The following is a 22,076-nucleotide window of genomic DNA, read 5'->3' on the forward strand; positions in this document are numbered from 1 at the left end:
TCAACCTCCAACTAGTGGGTCAGATCGATATGGCAGGAATGCTGGTCGTGCTGGCTCGAAGTACGGCAGAACGAGATCAGCACCTACCTTGTGGTAGGCCACCTGCACTGGAAGGTCCACGCGCAGTTGGTCTGACGACGTTCCGATTACGTTGGTGACCATCGTGTAGCCCTCGTCGAGGGTGACGATCGCCGCCGCGTAGGGCGCGGTAAACGCCGGTGTGACCGGCCGCGAGACAACGGTCCAGCTGTAGAGCCGACCGAGGCCGCGGCTGCTCTCCCATCGCTGGTCGAAAGCCAAGCATTCGCGGCAGTGCTCAATGGGTGGGAACGTCGCGGATCCGCATTGTCCGCAGCGTTGGAAGAGCAGCTCACCGCGAGCGCAACCCTCCCAAAACGGTGCCGTGACCGGATTAGGATCGGCATGCGGGAGTTGGCCGGTCTGTGGTGGCAGTTCGATGTTCATGAAGGTTCATCTCCCAGTAGGACAACGGTGTTGAACAGTGCGCCGGCCCCGCCGTTACTGCAAAGCGCGACACGAGCATTGGGAACCTGGAGTGGTCCGGCTTCGTTGCGCAGCTGCTGTACTCCCCGGATGACCCGCTGCAGCATCTGTGGATTCGACCCTGCGTGACTGAAGGACATCAGGCCACCGTCAGTGGTTACCGGGGTGGTCCCGGTGGGTCCGATGTGTCCGTCGGCGACGAATGGTCCGCCCTCACCCTCGGAAACGAACCGAAAGGCCTCCAGCTGTCGAATGATTTCGAATGAGAAAGGATCGTATAGCTCGAGAACGTCGACGTCGCTCCGCTCGAGCCCAGCTTGCGCGAATGCCAGGTCTGCTGCGCGTCTGCCGATCAAACCGTTGGGCACGCGCCCGTCCCGTCCAGCCAGGTCCCAGGTAGGAGGGAACTGGTATGACGGTCCGATGAAGTCGCTACCGGTGCCAAGTACGTGGATCGGCTTCTTGCGCAGGTCATTCGACCGTTCGACGTTCGCGATGACCAAGGCGCATCCGCCTTCTGAGGTCATCGCACAGTCGAGCAGATGAAAGGGATCGGCGATGGGTCGAGACGCCACGATGTCGTCTGGTTCGAAGGGGCCGCGTCCGAAATAGACGGCGTCTGGATTGCGGTGCCCGTTGTTGCGAATCGTCGACGCAACAATCGACAGCTGATCACGAGTGGTGCCATAGATCTCCATGTGGCGGCGTGCGACCAGCGCGAATTCCGCAGCGGTGAACATTCCCCATGGCGCGACGAACTCATTCTCGGGTCGAGTCCACGGGGCTGTCGCGGCATGGTCGGTATAGGCCCCGGCCTGGGCTGCGACGAGGACGGCAACGTCGGTGAGTCCCTGCTCGACAGCGGCGATCGCCTCTTGGACCATGCCGATGCCAAAGTTGCTTCCTTGCCATGCAGGCCCGAGGCGCATGTCGTGGATAAGCGTGGCACCTTCGGGTCCCGCGCTGATGCCGTCGACATCGGACAGCGTCAATCCGGCGTCGTCGAGGGCTCCTCGGATCGCTTCGATGGTGAGGCTGCGGGAGGTAGAGCCGTCGAGGCGCCGAGCCTGGCGGGTGTTGTGGATACCGACGATGGCGGCGGTACGGGACTGAGTGGGCATAGATACTCCGAATCGAGCGGGGTCGACTTCGTCTGAGGTGCGCGGTGCAGGGGGCTCCGGTCGGGAGCTCTGCGGCCACGATCGGCATGTGGTGTGTATCACCGTCGTGTGGAACTATTAGTTCCACATGGAGTGGGTGATGTCAAGTGGCGAATATTCCAAGTGTCAATCGGTCCTATGGACTGCTACCTTTGCCCACGATGGTTGAATGTTTGTCTTAGGGCCTGGCCAAGTGGGAAAATTGGTCGTATCGTAAGCTCTCGACGCAAGTTCCCGCACAATGGTATTGATGATCACCATGTGGCCGTGGCGCCCCTGGAATCCGCGATTTTCGGGGTTGATTCCAGCTCGATTCCCATAAATATAGGACTATTAGTCGCAAGTTTCTTTGACCAGAGAGGAACCACAGTGAGTATTCGACTTCTGTTGGACATGTCGGCGCAGGCATACCCGGACCGGATCGCATTGGGCGCTCGTGAGGGTGGAGTCACATTCGCTGACCTAGCCGGCGTTGCGGATGTCGGTAGCAGGGTGTTGGGAAGATATGGGGCGCGAACTGTCGCCTTCGTAGGGGTGAACTCGCCTGTGGTTCCGCAGTTGTTGTTCGCTTCGGCGACGGCGGGAGTTCCCTTTGCTCCCTTGAATTACCGGTTGTCATCCACTGTGCTGCGTGAACTGATCGGACGCCTCGATCGTCCTCTGGTCGTCGCTGATCCCGAATATGTCGACATCGTGCGTGGGACAGCCGACGTTGTCCTGACTACTGGGCAGTGGGCGGAGTCAGTCACCGCCGAGGCAGTGGGCAATCTTGAGATAGAGGGCAACGTCGAGCGTGACGACGATTCGCCTGCAATTCTCCTTTTCACAAGCGGGACGACGGCTGCGCCCAAATGTGTTGTCTTGCGTCACCGACACTTGCTGTCCTACGTTCTGGGCACGGTGGCGTTCGGTTCGGCCGAGGAGACGGCTTGTGCCCTCCTCAGCGTTCCCCCATACCACATAGCAGGGATGGGTGCAGTCCTGACGAATACCTACTCGGCGCGGAGAGTCGCCTATCTTCCGGATTTCAAGCCGACTGGATGGCTGGAACTGGTCCGAGCTGAACAGGTCACTCATGCCATGGTTGTGCCGACGATGCTGGCGCGGGTGATGGAGCATCTCGACGGAACCGACGCCAACTGTCCTAGTCTGGTGTCAATGGCGTACGGCGGAGCTCGTATGCCATTACCAGTGCTCACGCGGGCGCTCAAGGCATTCTCGACGACTGGATTTGTCAATGCGTATGGTCTCACCGAGACAAGCTCCACGATCTCTGTGCTCGGCCCGGACGAGCATCGGCAGGCAGTAGCCCACGGGCCTATCGGACGGCTTGCGTCGGTTGGTCGTGTCGTGCCCGGCATGGAAGCCCAGGTCCGATCGGAAGACGGAGATGTGTTGCCGGCCGAGGCGACAGGTGAGCTTTGGGTACGCGGAGCGCAAGTGTCGGGTGAGTACGCGGGCATCGGTTCGGTGCTTGACCCAGATGGTTGGTTCCCGACCCGGGACCGCGCGCGCTTTGACGAAGACGGATATCTGTACCTCGATGGACGCTCGGATGACACAATTATCCGTGGCGGAGAAAATATCTCGCCCGCCGAGGTCGAGGACGTTTTGCTCGATCACCCCGCAGTGCGTGAAGTTGCAGTCGTGGGAGTTCCCGATTCCGACTGGGGTGAGCGGCTGTCTGCTGTGGTTGTTCTGCATGACAGCGTCACGGTCACTGCCGAAGAGCTGCGTAGCCATGTGCGTTCTCAACTTCGGGGCTCCCGCACTCCGGATGACGTCGAATTCCGCACGGAACTGCCATATACCCCAACCGGAAAGCTGCTCCGTCGAACGCTGGTCGCTCAGCTCGTCGCTGCAGCAGCCTCCTGACCCACACATATTCTGAATCCATTTACAGTAAAGGAGCTTTCGATGACTCAAAGTGTTCAGCTCACAGCCGGTCTGCGTCTACAGAGTCAAACCTGTTCCACCGAGGTGATCGTGATTCGTCCCGGACGTCATTCGTGGACCTTGATGTGCGGGGGCGTGCCGATGGTGCCGTTTGGGACCCAGAACGAGGCCGCTCACCTCCCTGACCCGGGCCACAGCGCGGGGACCGTCCTTGGTAAGCGCTACACCCTCTCCGGCGACGATTCCGTGGAGATGCTCGTTACCAAGGGCGGGAAGGGTTCGTTGTCCGATGGAGATGTCGCGCTGGTCTTCAAAGAAGCCCGGCAACTCCCGGCCAGTGACTAGTTCCGCCGGGGCGGTCGACGGGGTTTGGGTACTCAGTATCGCCCAGTTGTTATGGGCGGAAAGTAGGAATAGTGACGAACATGGTCGTAGTGACCGGCGCCGCCGGAGCACTAGGCAGCGCGGTGGTCGCTGACTTGGTTGCCCGTGGAGCCGAGGTGGTAGCGATGGACCGGGATTCGTCAGCGCTCGACGACCTCGGGAACACCACCGGCGTACGCACGATCGGCGTGAATCTGGCCGACCGCACTGACGTGGTGCGGGCGTGGGAGGAAGTCGACGAGGTGGGGATTCCGACCGCACTGATCGCACTTGCGGGGGGCTTCACGCCCGGCTCTCTTGCAGACCTGGACGAGTCCGATTTCGACATGCTTTGGTCCGGGAACGTCGCGACGGTGCTTTGGAACGCCCAGCAGTCGGCCCGGAGGATGGCCGCGGCGGGCGGGGGTGCGATCGTTACCGTCGGATCGAAGACGGCGGTCACCGGTTCGGGACCAGTGGCGCATGCGTCAAGCAAGGCCGCGGTCGTTCGCGTTACGGAGCTCTTGGCAGAGGAACTTCGGCCGGCAGGTGTCAGGGTCAACACTGTTCTTCCTTCGGTTCTCGACACCCCGGCAAACCGCACCTGGATGTCGGCCGATCTGGCCTCGCGAGCGGTGTCCACTTTCGCAGTGGCGAAGGTGATTGCGTTTCTCATCAGTCCGGAGTCGGAGCCGATCAGCGGTGCGCGCATTCCGGTTTATGGTCGGAGCTGATGGGCGGTATCGGTTGCAGTCTCAAACCGGCCAGAAGCGTGAAGGTTTCGTCAGAATTGGCCGACCAGCCGACGTCATTTTCGAACCGGTTGTCCACGTGTGACGCCACGTCAGGTTTGGGTAAGTAGCGCCCTCCTCGCGTCTATCGGTTGCGCCCGAACCACTTGTGGGCATGTCGCGCTGGTGTCGATTGACCGATGGAGTCGGTCAGTGGAGAGGTGAAATAGATTTTAGGACAAAGGATCTCGGAATTTGATCCTTCGGTTGTTGGAATTTGGAAAGGACCACGGAAGATGACGGGACGAGTCAGCGGCAAGGTTGCATTGGTAACCGGTGCGGCGAGAGGGCAGGGCCGGGCACATTCAGTTCGGTTGGCGCAGCAAGGAGCAGACATTATCGCTGTCGACATCGCAGCGCCCCTGCCGGGCGTACGCTACGACGCGGCGACACCAGAAGACCTGGCGGAGACAGTACGACTGGTGGAAGAACTCGATCGCCGGATCGTTTCGACGATCGTGGACGTGCGTGATCTCGAGAAGTTGCGCGCCGCGGTCGACCGAGGTGTGGCTGATCTGGGCCGCCTGGATGTGATCGTGGCCAACGCCGGGATCTGCATCCCGGCACCGTGGGACCAGGTCTCGCCGGAAGCTTTTCGCGACACTATCGACGTCAATGTCGTTGGCACGTGGAACACCGTAATGGCCGGCGCTCAGCACATCATCGACGGTGGACGAGGTGGGTCAATTATCCTGACCAGTTCCTATGCGGGCGTTAAGATGCAACCGTTCATGATTCACTACACGGCCAGCAAGCACGCCGTGACGGGTATGGCCAGGGCCTTCGCTGCGGAACTCGGCAAGCACGACATTCGGGTGAACAGCATCCATCCGGGTGCGGTCAACACCCCCATGGGATCTGGCGACATGCAGGCCGCGCTCGAAACTGCAGGGGCGACAAATCCGGCGCTGATGAACATGGGGACACCGTTCCTCCCTCGGTGGGCTGCTGAGTCGGACGAAATCGCGGACACTGTACTGTTTCTGGCTTCAGACGAGTCGAAGTTCATCACTGCCGTTCCACTTTCCATCGATGGAGGTGCGGCGTGGTTCTAGTGGTCCGCAGCTGAGCCCCGACGGTCTCACTGCTTCGTCGTCGAGGGCATCGTCTCTGCCAACTGATGTTGCGCGCGAATGACGTTTTGGCCGAGGTGAACTGAGCACTTCGCTGCTCCGGATAGGTACGGGCGTGAGCTGACACCCCCGACGGATGCCAAGCCAACAAGAAGACGGTAAGGGCTGGGGCCGAATCGTTTCCACCTCCACGTTCTTCACAACGAATACCGAAATCGAAGTAGCGCAACTGCAGTCGGCCAACCCGCGGCGCGGGAGCTGTGTCCACCAACAACAGACATCATGAGGAATACATGACAAAACTCAACCCATACGCCGGACTTCGGGTCCTCGAAATAGCTGAAGGAATCGCCGGTTCGTACTGCGGGAAGATGATGGCAGATGCCGGAGCCGAAGTAGTGAAGATCGAACGGCCCGGCGGTGACCCAACGCGTCGCTGGAGGGTATCGGAGCAGAACCTGGATCAAGGTGCGAGCGGCACGCTGTTCTCATACCTAAATGCAGGTAAGAAGTCTGTCGTGTCCGGAACCGATGTCACGTCCGATGTCGCTGACTTGTTCCATCATGCCGACCTCGTTGTGATTGATGGATCCGCTGGTTGGGACGTACCAGCGGTACAGAGAAAGCTCGGCTGGGACGCTGCGACAGTAGTGGTGTCGGTGACGCCGTTCGGGTTGACCGGACCCTACGTCGACACCGGCATAGACGTGACGGAGTTTGTCCTGCAGGCGATGTGCGGGTCGATCGGATCTCGTGGATGGCCTGACGAGATGCCATTGCAGGCCGGAGGACGCATCGGGGAGTGGGTGGCGGGTGTCTACAGTGCCGTGGCGGCCGCCGCAGCACTCCGGCGAAGTCGCAGGACCGGGCTGGGTGACGTCATCGATGTGTCGATGTACGAATGCATGGTCATTACGATGGGAGGCCTCGGCGCCGTTTCGTCAAGTGTTATGGGCGACGATCAGCCGATGATTGGTCGGAGTATCGAACTGCCTTCCATTGTGCCTACCTCCGATGGGCTTGTCGGATTCTGCACAATCACGGCCCAGCAGTTTGCAGACTTCTTGGTGCTGATCGATCGTGCGGACCTTCTCGAAGATGCAGAGCTTGCCTCCTTCGCTGGCCGTGCGCGTCGGCGCGATGAGTTTCTGGACATGGTGAACACCTGGGCCGCGACGCGGACCACCGCAGAGATCGTGGAACTAGCTGTAGCACTGAGGATTCCGGTGGCCCCCATTGGGACACCGGCCACTGTCGCGGAGATCGATCACTTCCAGGATCGCGGGGTCTTCATCAAGAACTCCCAAGGGCATCTGCAGCCGAGGGTCCCCTACCGCAGCGAAGCCTTCGATACGTCACCACCGGGCGAGGTGCCGGAGATCGGTAGCCACACCGGAACGGTGAAATGGGCGCACAGAACAAGCCCTCCGATCGACGAGCGGATCAGCCCTACCGCTCGTCCGCTAGAGGGCATCCGAATCGCGGATTTCACTGCTTTCTGGGCAGGCCCATCTGCGACCCACACGCTCGCCTCGCTCGGAGCAGATGTCATCAAGATTGAGGGGCTTCGCCGACCTGACGGAATGCGGTACTCCGGTGGCCGCCCCGCAACGTGGGATCAGTGGTGGGAGTGGGGCCCGGTGTTCCTCAGCAGCAATTCCAACAAGCGCGGGCTCACCCTTGAACTCAGCCATCCCAGAGCCCGCGAGGTGGCGCTGGACCTGATCTCGACCAGCGATCTGGTCATCGAGAACTTTTCGCCACGCGTGATGGCCAACTTCCAGCTGGAGTGGGATGACGTCCGGGCCGCGAACCCCCGGGCGACGATGGTTCGGATGCCAGCTTTCGGGCTGGACGGTCCTTGGCGTGATCGAGTCGGATTCGCTCAGACGATGGAGCAGGCCAGCGGCATGGCATGGCTGACCGGGACGGCTGACGGGCCGCCGCTGATCCCGCGCGGGGTCTGCGATCCGATCGCCGGCCTTCACGCAGCTTTCGCTTCGATTGCGGCACTTGAAATCCGTGATCGTACGGGCGCCGGGATGCAGGTGGAATCGATAATGGTGGAAGCCGCGCTGAATGTCGCGGCCGAAGCCTTGCTTGAGGCATCTGCTGGCGGTGAGGGGATGAGCCGCGATGGCAACCGTGGGCCCGAAGCCAGTCCTCAGGGTGTCTACCGGTGCGATGGCGATGACGAGTGGGTCGCGGTGGCGGTGCGGAGCGATAAGCAGTGGCAGGGACTGGCTCGGTTGCTTGGCCGCAGCGACCTCGCGGAGAACGCAGCCACGGCTACCGAGGCTGGCCGCCGCGCCATGGGGGAGGAGCTCGATGCGGCGATCTCGGCTTGGCTACGGGGCATTGAAGTGCAGGATGCGGTCAAGTCCTTGCGTTGCGAGGGGATCGCCGCAGCCCGGGTCAATCCTCCTGCTGATCTTTTAAACGACGAGCAGCTCCGCTCCCGCGGATTCTGGGAAGAAGTCACACACCCCGTGGTCGGAACCTTCCTGACCACTGGGATGCCGTTTCGATTCACAAGTATCCCTGGACAGTGGGTCCGATCCCCGGCGCCGGTCTTGGGCCAACACAACCACGAAGTCTTGGCCGATGTTTTGGGTATGTCGCAGAGCGAAATCGACAAGCTCGAAGAGGACCGGATCATTGGGGTGCGACCGATCGGGCTTTGACGACTGCGAGTGTTGAGGGAACAGGAGCGCCCCGATGCTCGTCGTGATCAGGCCGAAGGGCGCACGTCATCCACTGCCAGGATGCGAGACGGGCACCGTGCCCGCGAACACGAATGATGGTGACGTGTTCGCGGGCTGAGTCGATCAACGCGAATCGACGGGTCCCTGCAGCGCCCCGAGCGAAGTTTTCATAAAACATGACTCGGTGCCCTCAACGGGATACTTCGCGACGGAAATCGCGCGATCGGTGGGCAGCCGATGATCCAGCTAGCTGGCATGAGCAGCGGCATAGCGCATCCGGTGAGGACTCTCGGCACCGCGGTGGGACAACGCTGCCTGCTATTGATACGTATTCCGCGATCCTGCCTTGTGGAGACCGTGCACCGCTGTAGCGCTCCGCCGCGGCCCGCCGCGAAAATCGCGCAGAAGCAGAAAGATTTCATGAACGAGCCAGCCGAAATCACAGTGAGAGAATTGGTGTGCTGAAGTTGTCCGAGCACCTGCCCGTCCCGGCGGCGATTGACATCGAAATCCCTCGCATACTCGACGTTTTGGGAGCCTGCAGAGAGAACCCAGAAACGATTTGAGCCACTGCTCTGCCTCGGCGACGGGTGGCGTCGACCAGTACGCTGAGAGCGTCGAGGTCGACGGCGTGTGTGGGTACACCGATGGCATGTCCGCCGAGAGTGGTCAGGTGTTCGGTGGCCGCTGCGCTGGCGGCAGGCTTGCGGCTGGCCACAACGACATTCGAACTGGAGAGGGTGTACGTCTCGGCGATGTTGAGCCCGATTCCGCGGGTGCCGCCGGCGACGAGGGCTGTGCGGCCATTAAGGTTGAGCAGCCCGCCCAGTTTGGTGCGATCCACTGTCGGTGCGCTCCTTCCGTGCAGCGTGGCGTCGACTACTATGGCCTACGCTTCTGCGTGAAAGCGGTGACGGCGTCAACGAACTCGTCTCCGTCTGTTCCGGCGAGGATCTGAGTGCGGTTCTCCAGCGCGATCGCCGCGCCGGCATTCAGTGCGGCGAATAGTTTGCGATTGTCTGCCGCGCAAGGCCGCAACTCGACCCACGCCCTCGTCATGGCTGACGCGCGAGATCGTTGTCACGCTCCTGCGGCGCTGGCCATCACGGAGCTGTAGAGTCCGCCTGTTAACCCTCCCTTCCGTCAGGTATGTATGCGGCCAATATCGCCTGCCTGGCAACGCGATGTTCTCGTTCAAGCCCATGCACCACCCGATCAATGTCGAGGGCACGATCACGTCCTCTGCACTTCGGCTAGCGCTGCACCTGCCGACTCGAAGGCTGTGGGATCGAACCTGGCACAACCTGTTCGGTATCGCGACAGCCCTCGGCGAACGCCGACAAGCTGACCTCATGCCCCCCGCACGATCAATGGATTCGCTGAAGGCGGCGACTGGTCGCCCCCCGAAAAACCACTCCTAACGGCTAGGGCGGAATTCAGAGCTGTAGCGACGGCGGTGGATCAATACTCATAGATCGCGTTTCCAGTTCAAGATACTGGCGACCAACCAGTGTTGCTTCCGGATCTCGGGTGTCACACCGCATGGGCGATGACAACGCGTTTGGAGATCCGCCAACCAGCCGCAGTCCGCGCAAGAGTGTCGATGTACTGCCCGATTACGACGACCGTCTGGCCACGCTGACTAGGAGCGAGGCGTAGATACTTACTGCGCACTTCGACTTCGTCGCCACCGTCGCGGACAATCTCCGAGTTGGTGGTGTGATGTGACAATCCTGGCCGAGATTCGCGCGGGTCGTGAGCTATCGGATCTTCGGCGGAACCGGTCATCAGTTCGAGAACTTGTCGGCGCCCCCGAACGACCGGTCCTGGATTGCCGGGCCTCCCCGAATGGGTGAAGTCGAACACCACATCCTCGGTCAGGACCTCAGCGAAGGAAACGTCTGCTGAATCGAGCGCGTGACCGTAGCGAGCAATGGTCTGCATGATCTGGAAGTAGTCGTCGAAGTTCATAACGACAAGTCTTGGTAGGCCGCGTCGGGCACGCCGCACCGTGGTGTGAGGCCGAACGCATCTGCCAGTAGTGCATGAGAGTGTCTGCGCTCGCGTGGATCAGCGATCATGTCTTGGACCATCACCTCATCCGCTCCACTTTCTTCAATCATCTGCTCGAGTGTTGCGCGGACCTGCTGCACACTCCCGCCGACGAAGCGGGGCCATCGTCCATCAGTGATGGTGATCGGCTCGTTCCTGTCACCGATGGACAATTCGCGCGCACCTTGTGTAGTCGAGGGCACCAGAGCATTTGAGTCGCCACGGCGGAGGCGTGCGTAGTATGCCTTTGCGGAGGTCGTCAATCGTTCACCGTCGGTAGCTGTGTCCCCAACGCTGACATTGACAGCCAGAATCGCACGTGGTCGCTTCAGCCCGAAGTTGTGAGGTTGGAACTGCTGTCGATATTTTTGCAACGCGTGCGCTGCCGCGATCGGGTTGATGAATCCCGCGAAGGTGTAGCCGATGCCCAATCCCGCTGCAAGGGTCGAGCCCTTCTCGCTGGACCCCAGTAGCCATGTTTGTGGGACCGAGGTGACGCTTGGGATCAACTTCCTAGCTGCGAACGGGTGGTCCGCGGCAAACGCACCGTACAGCCATGTCACTGTTTCGAGTACTTGCTGGTCGTGGTCGTCCACCGGTCGTGACCGACGGTCTCGCTGTAACGCAAGGTCGATCACGGGGCCGGCCGTAGCCCGTCCCATCCCGAGGTCGATGCGGCCCGGGTACATAGCCTCGAGCTGTTTGAACATCTCGGCGACCTTGAGCGGGCTGTAATGATTCATCAGCATCGCACCGGAGCCGAGGCGGATCCCTTTCGTTTGTGCTCCGGCCGCAGCGATCAGCAACTCTGGATGATGTGAGGCGCCCATCGCGCTCAGATGGTGCTCGGCAAACCAAATACGGTGAAACCCTGCGGAATCGGCGTGGCGTGCAGTTGCTAAGGCGTCGGCCAGGGCCTCAGTCTCTCCGGTTTCTGGAGCCACGGTTCCTAGGTCCACTATCGACACACGCATGTCACTTCTCCTCCTGGAACGCCTGATGATTAGTTTGATCAACCCAACTATAGTGGTTTTAGTTGGCTTGGCCAAGCTTGTTATCACCTGGTATCAGTTCTAGGCTGTACTCGTGCATAGAAGAACCGTGGCCACCACTGAAGGCAAGGGATCCACCCAAGGTAGCGAAGGCGCTGGACTGGCAGAGTTTGAGCGCGAGCTAGCCGCGGTAATGCGTCAGCTGATGAACCGGGACACCATCGGCGATGTTTCCCGAAGGTCGGGTTTTGACCTACCGCCAGCATCTTGGGGGCTTCTCGAGCATCTCGACGCACGCGGCTCGATGCGGGTATCGGCTATCGCGGCGTGTCACGGTGTCGACGTATCGTCGATTACGCCGCGGTTGAAGACATTGGAGCAGTCTGGCCTTGTGGATCGGCAAACTCTACCCACCGACGCTCGAGTGTCCATGATTAGCATTACCGCAGAAGGGCGGTGTGCACTGGACAGCGTCCACGCAGCTCGCCGTGAGTTGCTCACCGAAGCTCTTGAAGGTGTCGACGTATCCCAGATTGCAACTGCCGCAAATGTTCTCGCCCAGATTGCGCATCGGATCTGACGTTCGTGACGCGTTCCGCTTGGACGGGAGAGCAGATCGAGGGCATCACCGGACGGTTCAGGTTCGTCAACGAGGGCGAGGTGCTCACCTGGACTAGGGGCCGTCACACTGCGCGGCCGCCCGCTGCTCTTCGGCGATCAAGGCCTCGACATCGCGGCCTGTCAGAGCACCTGGTCGTCGGTGAGCATCTCCCACAACCGCGATCACGCCTTCGGTCTTGTCGCTCAACCGTTTTGCGCCGGTCGGCGGTCGGGGCGGCAATGGTCCTCGTAGCCACTATCGCCGCGGCCCACGCGGCGTGCCGACGGACAAAGCTCACGGAACCTCGATTCCGAGGCTGCGAAGAACTGATTCGGTGTCGGCTCCGGAAGGCGGCGCAATGCCAACACTCGCGCGCTTGCGAGGATGGGAAACGGTCTGGGGGCCGCATTCAGGCGTATCGGCGTGCAGGGGCAACGGGAGTGTGGACGATACGAGGTCTGCCATCGAAATATCCCAGAGATGTCCCGCGCCGGAGGGCGTTTCGGACATTGCGAGTGCCGCTGCAAGAAGTCCGGTCAATGGATCGGCAATCGCGTCACCGACAAAGACCGCAGAACCATCTACGTCGTGTGCGATCAGGCCACTCGACGCCGCTATGTCATCGCCGAAACCGATTCGTGGGGATTCCCGTCCGGCGGCAGTGATGGAAATCCAGGTGGTTCCGGATGAGACCGCTGCGTCTGCATCGAGCCCGAAGCCGGCCAGTGCGCGGGGCCTGGACGCTTCGATCACGATGTCAGCGCGGTCCACTAACTGGGCCATCGCGGACCTCCCTGCCGCGGTGCTCGGATCAAGGACGACGGACTCATGCCCGGCATGCAGAAGGGAATAGAACTCCGGATTTCCGAGCCTGGCGCCATCGGCCCTGGTGGGGATCTCCACTTTTACCACCCTTGCTCCGGCCGCCCCCACAAGGTGTGCGCACAGTGGGCCGGCCCAGAGCGCGCTGAAATCGACGACGAGCATTCCGTCAACGCAGCGGCGGGTAGTCGGAGTGGGAGCCGGAGTTGCACTGCGTTGGACGGGTGCGGCAGCAAGCCCGAGCAACATCGCCCGCTCGGCAAGCTCGGCACCAGGGTGCGCGGATAACCATGCGGTGACAGCGAGCCAAGGATTATCGGCTATATCATGCGATATCAGTGCGCTCAAGAGGCTCGGATCGCTCTCGCGAGCACAGGAGACGGCCGCCCAACCGTCAGAGGTGGGGAGCAGGCGAGTTTTCCCGCCGACTGAGACATTGCCGTTCCGGGTCATTCCGGTGAATGCTGCTCGCTCGGAGAGGAAACGGGCGCCGTCGTCTGCGGTGCCGATGAAGGATCCCAGCCTGTTTGCGATTGTTGCGGCACGTCCCGGGGGAATCAGGGGAGGACCATCTGCTGATCCGGTGAGGGTCGCAATTCCACTGCCCAGCCAATTCCGGATCCGTTCGGTCTCGTCAGTAGTGTCCCGCCAGGCAAACATTGTTCGATGCTACACTCCGAAAATCATTACTGGAACGGCAATCCCGTTCGTGGAGATACTTTTTCGGTTCCCGAATACATGAAGGACGATGATGGTCGATCAGGTTCTCGTGCTGTCCCCGACTGACATTCTCGACGGGGCGCTCGATCATCCGATTCTGGCTGCGGGCGGTGCTCTCGACGACCCAGCGGTGGTTGTCGACCTCGATCGGTCGATGTCCGACGCAACAGCTACGACTGTTGCGGCCAGGGTTCTGGAATGCGATCGCGTGGTTGTCGGGCGCAGCACCAGAGCTCCCGATGCAGCAACCAGAACACTCGCTCAGGCGCTCGATTCCACCGTCGCCTCGTACCAGGGTGCGAGTATTCGGGAGTTCGTGAGCGTCGAAGATCCCGATGCCGAATTGGCAGCTGTCTTCGAACGCTTCCACGAGAATCCGTATGCATCAGTTGTCGCATCCCAGGTACTGAGGTTGGGGGAAAATCTGTCCATCTCTGAGGCCTTGGACGTGGAATCGTTGGCCTACTCGACGCTACTGGGGACCCCGGACTTTCGTCGCTGGCTCGAGGGTCGCGGACCGAGGCCACTACCTCCTCCTGCGCCGCAGGAACCGGTGTTGATCGATCGCCGTGATGGGCTGCTGCACATCACGCTCAACCGTCCCGAACGGCGCAATGCCTACGGTGCGCAGGTGCGCGACGGACTGGTGGCAGCTCTGCAACTTGCACTGATGGACACCAGCATCGAGAAGGTCTTGCTCGATGGAGCGGGTCCGTCGTTCTCGGCGGGCGGCGATCTGGACGAGTTCGGGACCACTCCGGATCTGGCTATCGCACACTTGATTCGGACCCGAGCGGGAGCGGCGCGTTTGATGGCGCGGTTGGCTGATCGAATCGAGGTGCATGTGCACGGAAGCTGTGTTGGTGCGGGGATCGAAGTTCCGGCGTTTGCACACACCATCCGTGCTCATTCAAGTGCGGTGTTCCGGCTCCCGGAGATCGGAATGGGCTTGATCCCGGGAGCCGGTGGCACCGTGTCGATTCCGCGTCGGATCGGGCGCTGGCGCGCCTATCACCTGTTTGTTTCCGGCAGTCCGATCAATGCCGATCGGGCCCTGGAGTGGGGACTGATCGATCAGATCAACACCGAGTAGTTCTCTACCGGCGCAGCCATCTCGACTGGCTCGGGGTGAGGAGGGGCGACGAGTGGTTGTTCTGCGGTCGACTTTTTGTCGTCGAGTGCTCATCTGTGAGGCCGGGCGCGAGCACTCGATTTCGAGCACGAGAAGTGAGTTCGAGCGCAGTCGCACTGTGGCGGAACGAGAATCAGTCGATCTTTTCTCAGAAAGTAGCTGTGGCAGCATCGAAATTGAACATTTCGGAGTTGGCGTTCGCCAAGGACTACTGGGTGTGTGAGGCGTTGCGCGCTGTGCTCGCCCACGCGGGGGATGACCTTGTCTTCACGGGCGGCACCAGCCTCGAGAAGATGCGTCTCGTTCAACGGTTTCCGAGGATCTCGACTTGTTGGTTACCGGCCGGTATGGCAACAAGCGGGCGACGGAACGAGGGTTGAAGGGCATGTGCGAGGCTGCTGCCGACGCAATTCCCGGTGCGGTCGCAATCAAACCTGACAACGGTTCCGGCGGAGAGAAAGCGGCCGAGGGCGCCGACGAGAGTTTCTGGCGCAAGGTCTTCCGTCGAAGTGCCTCTCGCTCCGGAGTTGGAGACGATGGGGATCGCCGATCCGACCCGGATCATGCTCGAGCTCGGTCAGGCCGGGGGACCGACACCGACGCAGGTGATGCCGGTGACCGGTCTGCTCGGACGTGAGCTCGCGTCGGCGGATGAATGTTGTTTGGGGGCATTTCGCGGCGATAGTGCTTGCGTTGTCGTTGATGGCGTCGACGGCCGTTGTCTTGCTGTCGCAGCGTAAGGGCTGAATGCGCCTGCGCGGCCCGCAGTTCGATTCTTGCTTGGGTGATGGGAACCGTTGACAGCTGTGGGCTGCAGCCTAGGTATAGGGGCGCCTGTGAGCGGTGCGATCGATCGTCTGCGGCTGAGTGCGACGTGGTCTAAATGCTGATATTGTTGTGGGGCTGTCTGTTTCGCTAGTTCTGGGACTTTTGTGCTCGGTTGCCTTGCATGCGCTCACGTCTGTTGGTCGGTCACTATCTTCGTTTATAGGTAATTATCCGAAAAAATGGATATATGCCTATACTGTTGGATATGGACCTCGAGTTGAACCCGTTCACCCCCGGATCAGGTCTGCGTCCGCCCGCACTCGAAGGCCGCAACGACCAGATCGAGGCGTTCGATCTTCTTGTCGCGCGCAGCAAACGCCGAAATTATGACCGCGGAATGATCCTCTCCGGGTTGCGGGGCGTCGGGAAGACGTCGTTGCTCAACTATCTGGCCCATCATGCGGACAACCAGGGCTGGCTGACCATCAGCATCGAAGGCCGTCCCAGCACCTCCGGTATCGCGGCGGTGCGTAACACCCTCGCGCAGGAACTGTCGTTGGGTTTGCGTCGCTACAGCCGTAAACAGAGACTCAAGGACAGCGTCGACGATCTGATTGCCCTGGCTCGAAACTTTTCGGTAGGTGTGTCGGTTGCGGGTGCCACGGTCAACGTTTCTGCGCCTCGCTCACAGATAGATTCGGGCGATATCGCGATAGACCTCGAAGAGCTCGTCGAAGCGATCTGCGAAGTTCTGCGTCCTCGAAACAGTGCATTCGGGTTGTTCATCGACGAGATGCAGGACCTTGACCAGGACCTTCTCACGGCGCTGCTGGCCGTGCAGCACAAAGCGAACCAGAGGCAGTGGCCGTTCTACGTTGTCGGTGCAGGTCTGCCGAATCTGCCCGCGGTTCTCGCGGACTGCCGCTCGTACGCTGAAAGGCAGTTTCTGTACAGCACGATCGGGCCGTTGGCGCCCGTAGATGCAGCGGACGCATTGCGGATTCCTGTGCAGGCGCACGGCGGTGATTTCACTCCCGAAGCGTTGGACGTGCTCGTCGAAACGAGTGGTGGCTATCCGTATTTTCTGCAGGAGTACGGCAAGGCGATCTGGAATATCGCGCCAGGCACGCCGTTCGAGCTGGCGGATGCGCTCGGCGCTGTCGAGGTCGGCCGACGGCACCTCGACGATGGATTCTTCCCGTCGCGGTGGGATCGGGCTACCCCGAGGGAGCGGAAATACTTGGCTGCGATGTCCACTCTCGGTGAGGATCAGCCGCGGTCTGCGAAGGTCGCCGCGGCGATGGGATCGACTGCTGCGGGAACAAGTGAGGTGCGGGATTCGGCGATCAAGCGTGGTCTGATCTGGGCGCCTGAGCGTGGACGCATTGCGTTTACAGTCCCGGGGATGGCCGATTTCATTCGGCGCCAGCAGTTGGATTGACAGCAGGCGAGCTGCGCCGTAGGCGGGTGCAGGTCGGGTAGTTCGTGCGGGCTGGAGTCCGGGTTAGGTTCATTGCCGCGGCACCCAGCGATTTAGGTGCTTATCCAATTCGATTCTGCTGCAGTGTATTAATTCGGTGTCTGGACGGGAGGTGCGCTCCGAGCATGTCGCGCCTGGCATGTCCGGTGTCCCGCACCGATGGAGGGGAACGGCATCGAGTTCATACTGGTCGTGAAGGTATCCGAATCCAGCACAGCCACACTCGTGGCGACCGGGTATTGCTGCGCACCAGTCACACTCGCATCCCCGGATTACTGCGCAACCCAGAGCGGCTTCCTCCCGGCCCCAAAGGGCCAGGTTTCCGCCGATAATTCAGCTGAAAAAGTGTCACTCGAGCGTTTCGGCGAGTCCGCTGATTTCGAAACGCTGTTCCGTGAGTACGGGTCACCGCAGATACCGTCGTCCGAGCGGCGTGCCGTTCGATCGCAAACGTGAAGGCCCAACTGTTTCCGGGGAGTAGATAGTCACAGTGGCTAACCCCGTTCTTCTCACCGACGCTGCTCACGCGAAGGACGCAGTTCTCGCCGTGGAGCGGTCGGCTGCGTGACCTGTGAAAGCGTCGCGCTCCGCGCCCCCGCCCGACCACTCGACGCATTCCCCGAAAGTGAGCTCGTCGCTTCGCAGCCGCTCGCTCGCGGCCATCAAGGGGCCAACGAGGCCATGGTGGTTCGCGTCCTCGGTGGCCGCCGATTCGACATGACAGCGACGGGCGGAACGTGCTACCTCGTATTTGAGGCACATCCCGCGATCCGCGAAACAGTCGGTGCGGCGCTGGCAACAGCAGGTGTGACCAGCGATGCCTTTGCCGCCACCCGATGTGTCTCCATGTTGTGGGTGCCGTACCCGCACGCTCTCGCTGACACTTGCGCAGACACCGCAGCCGATTTCGGTGTGAACCGCGAACTTTCGACGATGACCCCGTACTCGGTTCCGCAGGAATGGGCCGCGACATTCGACGCCATCTTTGCCGGGCTTCGGTATCAGATCAGGTTCAGCAGGGGACCGAACCCGTTCTCTGTAGTTGCGCGGAGCCCATACTCACGAAAGAATGAGGCGCGGATAAATTATGTCGGATCCGGGCATACTTCTATGTCTACCACCAGGAGTACCTTCCCTGTTCGTTGCGAAGTTGCTTCAAGTGATTGGTCTACGCCACCTATCTTGGGGTCACAGTTCGAACCCGGCTTGGGCAAAGGTCTCGCGAGGGTGGACCGGATCTCGAAGCTCGGAGAGATGGGAACCCCGAGCAGCCGCGGCACCGCGTCCGATCTCTTCGTCGGAGAACACCCAGAATTGGCCATCGGCGAGCTGATCTGTCATGTGTGCGGCCGCATCGACGGCACTCGGCGCAGAGGAGGATGCATTGACCGACTGCATCCAGTCGAAAACTCTCCGACTCAGCTCATCTGCCGGAGGGGCCGAAGATTGCGCTGCGGTAAAGATTTGACTGCGGACCTGTGCAGGCAAGATGGCAGAGACCTGGATCGGGGCCCCGACGAGTGCAATCTCCTGATGTAGACACTCGGTCAAGGCAAGTACTGCATGTTTGCTGACGATATAGGGGGCTTGCAATCCTGTGGTCGACACGCCACCGACCGACGACATGTTGGCTACGACAGCTGGTGCGGCCAGTTCGATCATTCTTGGTAAAAACGCTCTGACACCGTGAAATACGCCGGTCACATTGATCGACATCACTTGAGCCCATCGGTCGATCGAAGTTTCCCACAATAGGCCCCCGGACTCGATTCCAGCATTGTTCAGAAGTAGCTCGACTGAACCGTGGGTTTCGAAGGTCGTTGCGGCGAGGCGTTCGACCGCCCGGAAATCGGTGACGTCGACCTGGTATGCCGATGCCTGACCACCCCGTGTCCGAATGTCGTGTGCGACGGACTCTGCGCGATCAGCGTCTATGTCGGTGACCACGACATGCATGCCGCGTGATGCCAAATGACGGGCAAAGCCCTCGCCGATCCCCGAGCCTCCGCCGGTGATTACCGCGGTTCCTGAATGAAGTCGTGTGGTGGACATCTAAATTTCCTCTCGTTGAATGGCTTCACGTCAACTGCAGTGCAGTGCTGTGTGTTTGGTCGGTGGACACCGTCATCAGGCAGAGATGACCTCCTTGCTGCGGACTTCCCCGTGCCCGCGACGTTCGAGCGCTGCGGGAAGCTCGGTGAATTCATAGACACTGTCAAGTGCGGGGCGTACAAAGCCCTCTCGTGCCATGCGATTGAGAGTGATGACGGGACATCAGTGCGTGATCGAGATCAAGGAAGGTCCCGTAAGCAGCGCCGATCACCGCGACGTTGCGTAGGAGCAGTCGGTTGACCTTGACCGACGGAATGTTTCCGGCGGCAAATCCGATGACGATGACGCGACCTTCAGGTGCCAAGCCGCGAAGGGCCTCGCCGAGCAGCCAGCCCCCAGAGGGCTACTCCGACGTCCACACTGCGGCCTCCAGCAAGGCGTCACTGAAACCCTTTGTCGAGAACCACGACCTGCATTGCCCCGGCTTCTCGGGCGGAGGCAGACTGAGTTTCGTCGGCGACGCCGGCGATGACATTGGCCCCCAGTCCTGCCACCACCTGTAGTGCCGCAGTAGCTGTTCCGCCGGCAGCTCCCATCACCAGCACAGTCTCTCTGCGATGAACCCGAGCGTGATGCTCGAGCGCAAAGAGGACTGTTTGGTAGTTGACGAGCGTTGCTGCCGCCGTAATGAAGTCGATGTCGTCGGGTATGGGAGCGATAGCATTGACCGGCGCTATGACCGGCTCTGCGAAACCCCGTGCCAGACGAATGCGGTGACACGGTCCCCCACCTATAGATCTGAGGCCAATGTGGTCTGCGAAACGACTCCGGCTACCTCGCATCCAGGAACCATCGGATGCACGGGTTTGAGTTGGTACTGGTCGCGGGTGAGAAGCAGATCGGGATAGTTCACCCCTATCCGACGGACGGTGATCACGACCTCGTCGGGTTTTGGCTACGGGGGATCGATGTCCTTCAAAGCCAGACCTCGGGGTCCGGTATAACTTGGCAGCTCAAAAGCTTTCATGCACGAGGTCCTCGCCAAGTTCGCTGACTGAATCGCTATGTCCCGGGGGTCACAGCGCCGGCACGCTCGCGATCAGTTCCTCGAAATCGGCTTTGATGACCTCGATGATCTCGGCACTGTTGGGAAGGATGTAGAAGGTGTTGTTCAGGATCGCCGCCTTGACCATCTCTCCCACGGCCAGGGGGTCCATGGAGTTGGCCAAGCTGGTGTCGAGGTAGTCCAGAACGCCATTGAGGTCATCGGACAAGTCGGTGTTGGTGTCCGCGATCCGCTCACGCATCTTCGGCACAATGCCCGTGGCAATCTGTCCGGGGCACAAAACGCTGACGTTGATGTTCGTATTCCCGAGTTCGAGGCGCAGTCCACGAGACAGGCCGACCACGCCGTGCTTGGCCACCGAGTAGGGGCCGACAAAGGGCGATCCCATGAGTCCACCGAGTGAGGCGGTATTGACGATGTGGCCTGGTTCGTTGGAGTCGAGCATCCGAGGTAAGAAGGCGCGGACCCCGTTGATAGGGCCCCACAGATCAGCCCCCATCACCCACGTCCAGTCGTCCGTGCTGATCTCCCACTGCTTACCGATCGAGGAGACACCGGCGTTGCTGCACAACACGTTCACGCCGCCGTAGGTCTCAAACGACTTCTGCGCCAGCGCATCAACTGCATCAAAATCGGCGACGTCGGTAACCTGCGCGATGCAGTCGACACCGTCGGCGCGCAGTTCCGCTGCTGCGGCCTCCACCGCATCTTTCGCGATGTCACTGAGGACCACACGCATTCCCGCGGCACCGAAGACGGACGCCATCGCGCGCCCGATCCCCGACGCCGCACCCGTTACAACGGCGACTTTCCCGTTCAGATTGTCCACTTCAAATACCGAACCCTTCATGTAGTGTCTGCCCTTGGCAGATTGCGACGTGGGTCACTCTGTTCATAGTACAGACGCTATGATTAATTGCTAGACAAAATGTCTGACTAAATAAGGTTGACTTCTTGTGCAGGTCCGAAGACGAGCACTGCAGAATCGCTTGCTCAGAGTCATCAAATAGAAGTGCAGAAGGAACCATGCTGCAGGCAGGCAAAAACCGGTAAACGCTTAGTTGCACGGACACCAGAATCCGCACAGCAGGCAGTCGAGGGCGGTAAAACCCTTGAGGCCTCGCCGATTTCGTGCGGAAGTGGGTGCTCGCGCGGTGAGCGCGGTCCCGTTCTTCTGGACTATTGCTATACGGGTATCAGTAGTCGGCCAAGGCCGGTCCCAGAAGATGGCACAGCGCAGATAGGAGAAGCTCGGTGGGATCCGTTCGCGCGTCTCCAGAAAACTCGCCAAACGTAAAGGCGACGCAGAAAGACTCGACATGCAAGACGAAAATGAGACATCTCTGGCGTATTTCCGCGACCGGAAGGTCGCCCCAGCGCTGATCATCGCTGCTCAACATGAGGTCGACATAGTGACTGTGGGTGTCGACGGTACTTGCGCGCATGTGAGATGCGGGGCCGGCGTTACTCAAGGCGCCGATATAACCGATGTGTTCGCGGTAACGACGCTCGACATCGTGCATCCACCACCGGAGACTGTCGCGCGTCCACCTCGGCTGATTTCCGAGAAACCCGTAGACCTCGCTACCGTCGTCGTACAACCGCTGCGCGATGGCCTCTGTGATCTCTGACTTGCTCTGGAAGTGGCTGTACACCGTGGCCCGCGATACACCGGCAGCCTTTGCTACGTCGTCCATGGTGATAGTGAAGGCACCCCGCTCATTGAGCAGTTCGGCAGCAGCATCAACTAGTCGGTTGAACGTCAAGTTTTTCTGAGCATCCCGAAGGCCCAATTTCGGTGCAACCGGCATTGCTACCTCCGTTGTGAATTCGGCTGTTGGTGACAACCGACACGGCCTTTCATGCTTACGAAAAGCCTCGTCAATGTACAAATCACAG

Annotated in this window: 23 protein-coding genes and 1 pseudogene; 10 read left to right on the forward strand and 14 right to left on the reverse strand. The window is 60.6% G+C overall.

The features are described from left to right. Together R4P64_RS33210 and R4P64_RS33215 are read right to left on the reverse strand one after the other, a co-directional pair. A complete protein-coding gene (locus tag R4P64_RS33210) occupies window positions 1-465 on the reverse strand; it encodes a Zn-ribbon domain-containing OB-fold protein (protein WP_317824428.1) in 465 nt (154 codons plus the stop codon). Next, window positions 462-1,625 carry a thiolase family protein gene (locus R4P64_RS33215; RefSeq protein WP_317824429.1) on the reverse strand — a complete coding sequence of 388 codons (1,164 nt, stop codon included), beginning with the start codon at window positions 1,623-1,625 and terminating at the stop codon, window positions 462-464. The genes R4P64_RS33210 and R4P64_RS33215 overlap by 4 nt, the downstream gene beginning before the upstream one ends. 408 nt (window positions 1,626-2,033) lie before the next feature. Here R4P64_RS33215 and R4P64_RS33220 point away from each other — a divergent pair, with 408 nt between their 5' ends. From R4P64_RS33220 to R4P64_RS33240, 5 genes are all read left to right on the forward strand, one after another. Continuing rightward, window positions 2,034-3,539 carry a fatty acid--CoA ligase family protein gene (locus tag R4P64_RS33220; RefSeq protein WP_317824430.1) on the forward strand — a complete coding sequence of 502 codons (1,506 nt, stop codon included), beginning with the start codon at window positions 2,034-2,036 and terminating at the stop codon, window positions 3,537-3,539. Window positions 3,540-3,581: 42 nt separating this feature from the next. Next, a complete protein-coding gene (locus R4P64_RS33225; RefSeq protein ID WP_317824432.1) occupies window positions 3,582-3,905 on the forward strand; it encodes a hypothetical protein in 324 nt (107 codons plus the stop codon). Window positions 3,906-3,985: 80 nt separating this feature from the next. Next, window positions 3,986-4,657, forward strand: a complete 672-nt coding sequence (locus R4P64_RS33230) for an SDR family NAD(P)-dependent oxidoreductase (protein WP_317824462.1) — start codon at window positions 3,986-3,988, stop codon at window positions 4,655-4,657. 293 nt (window positions 4,658-4,950) lie between these two features. Next, the gene (locus R4P64_RS33235; RefSeq protein WP_317824433.1) at window positions 4,951-5,769 is read left to right on the forward strand and encodes a mycofactocin-coupled SDR family oxidoreductase; all 819 of its coding nucleotides are present in this window, start codon (window positions 4,951-4,953) and stop codon (window positions 5,767-5,769) included. A gap of 311 nt (window positions 5,770-6,080) precedes the next feature. Further along, complete coding sequence (locus tag R4P64_RS33240) at window positions 6,081-8,471, forward strand: CoA transferase (protein ID WP_317824434.1); 2,391 nt, start codon at window positions 6,081-6,083, stop codon at window positions 8,469-8,471. 460 nt (window positions 8,472-8,931) lie between these two features. Here the strand turns inward: R4P64_RS33240 and R4P64_RS33245 are convergent, their stop codons facing one another. The 4 genes from R4P64_RS33245 to R4P64_RS33260 form a co-directional block, all read right to left on the reverse strand. Continuing rightward, window positions 8,932-9,336, reverse strand: coding sequence for an SDR family NAD(P)-dependent oxidoreductase (locus R4P64_RS33245; protein WP_317824435.1), 405 nt, complete (start codon window positions 9,334-9,336; stop codon window positions 8,932-8,934). A 38-nt stretch (window positions 9,337-9,374) separates the two neighbouring features. Continuing rightward, window positions 9,375-9,551 (reverse strand): hypothetical protein, encoded by a 177-nt coding sequence (locus R4P64_RS33250; protein ID WP_317824436.1) that lies wholly within the window; start codon window positions 9,549-9,551, stop codon window positions 9,375-9,377. Window positions 9,552-10,025: 474 nt separating this feature from the next. Then, a complete protein-coding gene (locus R4P64_RS33255; protein WP_317824437.1) occupies window positions 10,026-10,463 on the reverse strand; it encodes a nuclear transport factor 2 family protein in 438 nt (145 codons plus the stop codon). After that, a complete protein-coding gene (locus R4P64_RS33260) occupies window positions 10,460-11,518 on the reverse strand; it encodes an MsnO8 family LLM class oxidoreductase (protein WP_317824439.1) in 1,059 nt (352 codons plus the stop codon). The genes R4P64_RS33255 and R4P64_RS33260 overlap by 4 nt, the downstream gene beginning before the upstream one ends. A 127-nt stretch (window positions 11,519-11,645) precedes the next feature. Here R4P64_RS33260 and R4P64_RS33265 point away from each other — a divergent pair, with 127 nt between their 5' ends. Beyond that, window positions 11,646-12,116, forward strand: coding sequence for a MarR family winged helix-turn-helix transcriptional regulator (locus R4P64_RS33265; protein WP_317824440.1), 471 nt, complete (start codon window positions 11,646-11,648; stop codon window positions 12,114-12,116). A gap of 93 nt (window positions 12,117-12,209) precedes the next feature. On the opposite strand, the gene R4P64_RS33270 is transcribed toward R4P64_RS33265, so the two are convergent. Together R4P64_RS33270 and R4P64_RS33275 are read right to left on the reverse strand one after the other, a co-directional pair. Then, window positions 12,210-12,344 (reverse strand): hypothetical protein, encoded by a 135-nt coding sequence (locus tag R4P64_RS33270; protein WP_317824441.1) that lies wholly within the window; start codon window positions 12,342-12,344, stop codon window positions 12,210-12,212. A gap of 87 nt (window positions 12,345-12,431) precedes the next feature. Next, complete coding sequence (locus R4P64_RS33275; RefSeq protein WP_317824442.1) at window positions 12,432-13,619, reverse strand: CoA transferase; 1,188 nt, start codon at window positions 13,617-13,619, stop codon at window positions 12,432-12,434. Window positions 13,620-13,710: 91 nt separating this feature from the next. Between R4P64_RS33275 and R4P64_RS33280 the strand changes: the two genes are divergently transcribed. The 4 genes from R4P64_RS33280 (at window position 13,711) to R4P64_RS33295 (ending at window position 17,020) form a co-directional block, all read left to right on the forward strand. Next, on the forward strand, window positions 13,711-14,772 hold the full coding sequence (locus R4P64_RS33280) for an enoyl-CoA hydratase/isomerase family protein (RefSeq protein ID WP_317824463.1): 1,062 nt from the start codon (window positions 13,711-13,713) through the stop codon (window positions 14,770-14,772). A gap of 200 nt (window positions 14,773-14,972) precedes the next feature. After that, entirely contained in the window at window positions 14,973-15,191 is a 219-nt protein-coding gene (locus R4P64_RS33285) for a hypothetical protein (RefSeq protein WP_317824443.1), read from the forward strand. A gap of 129 nt (window positions 15,192-15,320) precedes the next feature. Beyond that, entirely contained in the window at window positions 15,321-15,551 is a 231-nt protein-coding gene (locus tag R4P64_RS33290) for a hypothetical protein (RefSeq protein WP_317824444.1), read from the forward strand. Between the two features lie 293 nt (window positions 15,552-15,844). Beyond that, window positions 15,845-17,020, forward strand: coding sequence for an ATP-binding protein (locus R4P64_RS33295; RefSeq protein ID WP_317824446.1), 1,176 nt, complete (start codon window positions 15,845-15,847; stop codon window positions 17,018-17,020). A 1,227-nt stretch (window positions 17,021-18,247) separates the two neighbouring features. Here R4P64_RS33295 and R4P64_RS33300 read toward each other — a convergent pair. The 6 genes and pseudogenes from R4P64_RS33300 to R4P64_RS33320 all read right to left on the reverse strand — a co-directional run bounded on the left by R4P64_RS33300 (window position 18,248) and on the right by R4P64_RS33320 (window position 21,988). Then, window positions 18,248-19,111: an SDR family NAD(P)-dependent oxidoreductase gene (locus R4P64_RS33300; RefSeq protein WP_317824447.1), complete on the reverse strand. Its 864-nt coding sequence runs from the start codon at window positions 19,109-19,111 to the stop codon at window positions 18,248-18,250. 163 nt (window positions 19,112-19,274) lie between these two features. Then, window positions 19,275-19,475 carry a hypothetical protein gene (locus R4P64_RS33305; RefSeq protein WP_317824448.1) on the reverse strand — a complete coding sequence of 67 codons (201 nt, stop codon included), beginning with the start codon at window positions 19,473-19,475 and terminating at the stop codon, window positions 19,275-19,277. Between the two features lie 76 nt (window positions 19,476-19,551). Continuing rightward, the gene (locus tag R4P64_RS33310; protein WP_317824449.1) at window positions 19,552-19,710 is read right to left on the reverse strand and encodes a hypothetical protein; all 159 of its coding nucleotides are present in this window, start codon (window positions 19,708-19,710) and stop codon (window positions 19,552-19,554) included. 191 nt (window positions 19,711-19,901) lie between these two features. After that, a pseudogene (locus R4P64_RS34210) lies at window positions 19,902-20,051 on the reverse strand (alcohol dehydrogenase catalytic domain-containing protein); the annotation flags it as partial. Window positions 20,052-20,187: 136 nt separating this feature from the next. Then, entirely contained in the window at window positions 20,188-21,027 is an 840-nt protein-coding gene (locus R4P64_RS33315) for an SDR family NAD(P)-dependent oxidoreductase (protein WP_317824450.1), read from the reverse strand. Window positions 21,028-21,373: 346 nt separating this feature from the next. Continuing rightward, the gene (locus tag R4P64_RS33320) at window positions 21,374-21,988 is read right to left on the reverse strand and encodes a TetR/AcrR family transcriptional regulator (RefSeq protein ID WP_317824451.1); all 615 of its coding nucleotides are present in this window, start codon (window positions 21,986-21,988) and stop codon (window positions 21,374-21,376) included. Window positions 21,989-22,076: the final 88 nt, after the last annotated feature.

Source organism: Rhodococcus sp. IEGM 1366 (genome assembly GCF_033142425.1).
In the GTDB taxonomy this organism is placed as follows: Bacteria; Actinomycetota; Actinomycetes; order Mycobacteriales; family Mycobacteriaceae; genus Rhodococcus_F; species Rhodococcus_F globerula.

Bases quoted from the DNA above. Each gene is read 5' to 3' on its own strand.
- R4P64_RS33210 (WP_317824428.1), bottom strand. From the start codon at position 465: ATGAACATCGAACTGCCACCACAGACCGGCCAACTCCCGCATGCCGAT.
- R4P64_RS33215 (WP_317824429.1), bottom strand. From the start codon at position 1,625: ATGCCCACTCAGTCCCGTACCGCCGCCATCGTCGGTATCCACAACACC.
- R4P64_RS33225 (WP_317824432.1), top strand. From the start codon at position 3,582: ATGACTCAAAGTGTTCAGCTCACAGCCGGTCTGCGTCTACAGAGTCAA.
- R4P64_RS33230 (WP_317824462.1), top strand. From the start codon at position 3,986: ATGGTCGTAGTGACCGGCGCCGCCGGAGCACTAGGCAGCGCGGTGGTC.
- R4P64_RS33235 (WP_317824433.1), top strand. From the start codon at position 4,951: ATGACGGGACGAGTCAGCGGCAAGGTTGCATTGGTAACCGGTGCGGCG.
- R4P64_RS33240 (WP_317824434.1), top strand. From the start codon at position 6,081: ATGACAAAACTCAACCCATACGCCGGACTTCGGGTCCTCGAAATAGCT.
- R4P64_RS33250 (WP_317824436.1), bottom strand. From the start codon at position 9,551: ATGACGAGGGCGTGGGTCGAGTTGCGGCCTTGCGCGGCAGACAATCGC.
- R4P64_RS33255 (WP_317824437.1), bottom strand. From the start codon at position 10,463: ATGAACTTCGACGACTACTTCCAGATCATGCAGACCATTGCTCGCTAC.
- R4P64_RS33260 (WP_317824439.1), bottom strand. From the start codon at position 11,518: ATGCGTGTGTCGATAGTGGACCTAGGAACCGTGGCTCCAGAAACCGGA.
- R4P64_RS33275 (WP_317824442.1), bottom strand. From the start codon at position 13,619: ATGTTTGCCTGGCGGGACACTACTGACGAGACCGAACGGATCCGGAAT.
- R4P64_RS33280 (WP_317824463.1), top strand. From the start codon at position 13,711: ATGGTCGATCAGGTTCTCGTGCTGTCCCCGACTGACATTCTCGACGGG.
- R4P64_RS33295 (WP_317824446.1), top strand. From the start codon at position 15,845: ATGGACCTCGAGTTGAACCCGTTCACCCCCGGATCAGGTCTGCGTCCG.
- R4P64_RS33300 (WP_317824447.1), bottom strand. From the start codon at position 19,111: ATGTCCACCACACGACTTCATTCAGGAACCGCGGTAATCACCGGCGGA.
- R4P64_RS33315 (WP_317824450.1), bottom strand. From the start codon at position 21,027: ATGAAGGGTTCGGTATTTGAAGTGGACAATCTGAACGGGAAAGTCGCC.
- R4P64_RS33320 (WP_317824451.1), bottom strand. From the start codon at position 21,988: ATGCCGGTTGCACCGAAATTGGGCCTTCGGGATGCTCAGAAAAACTTG.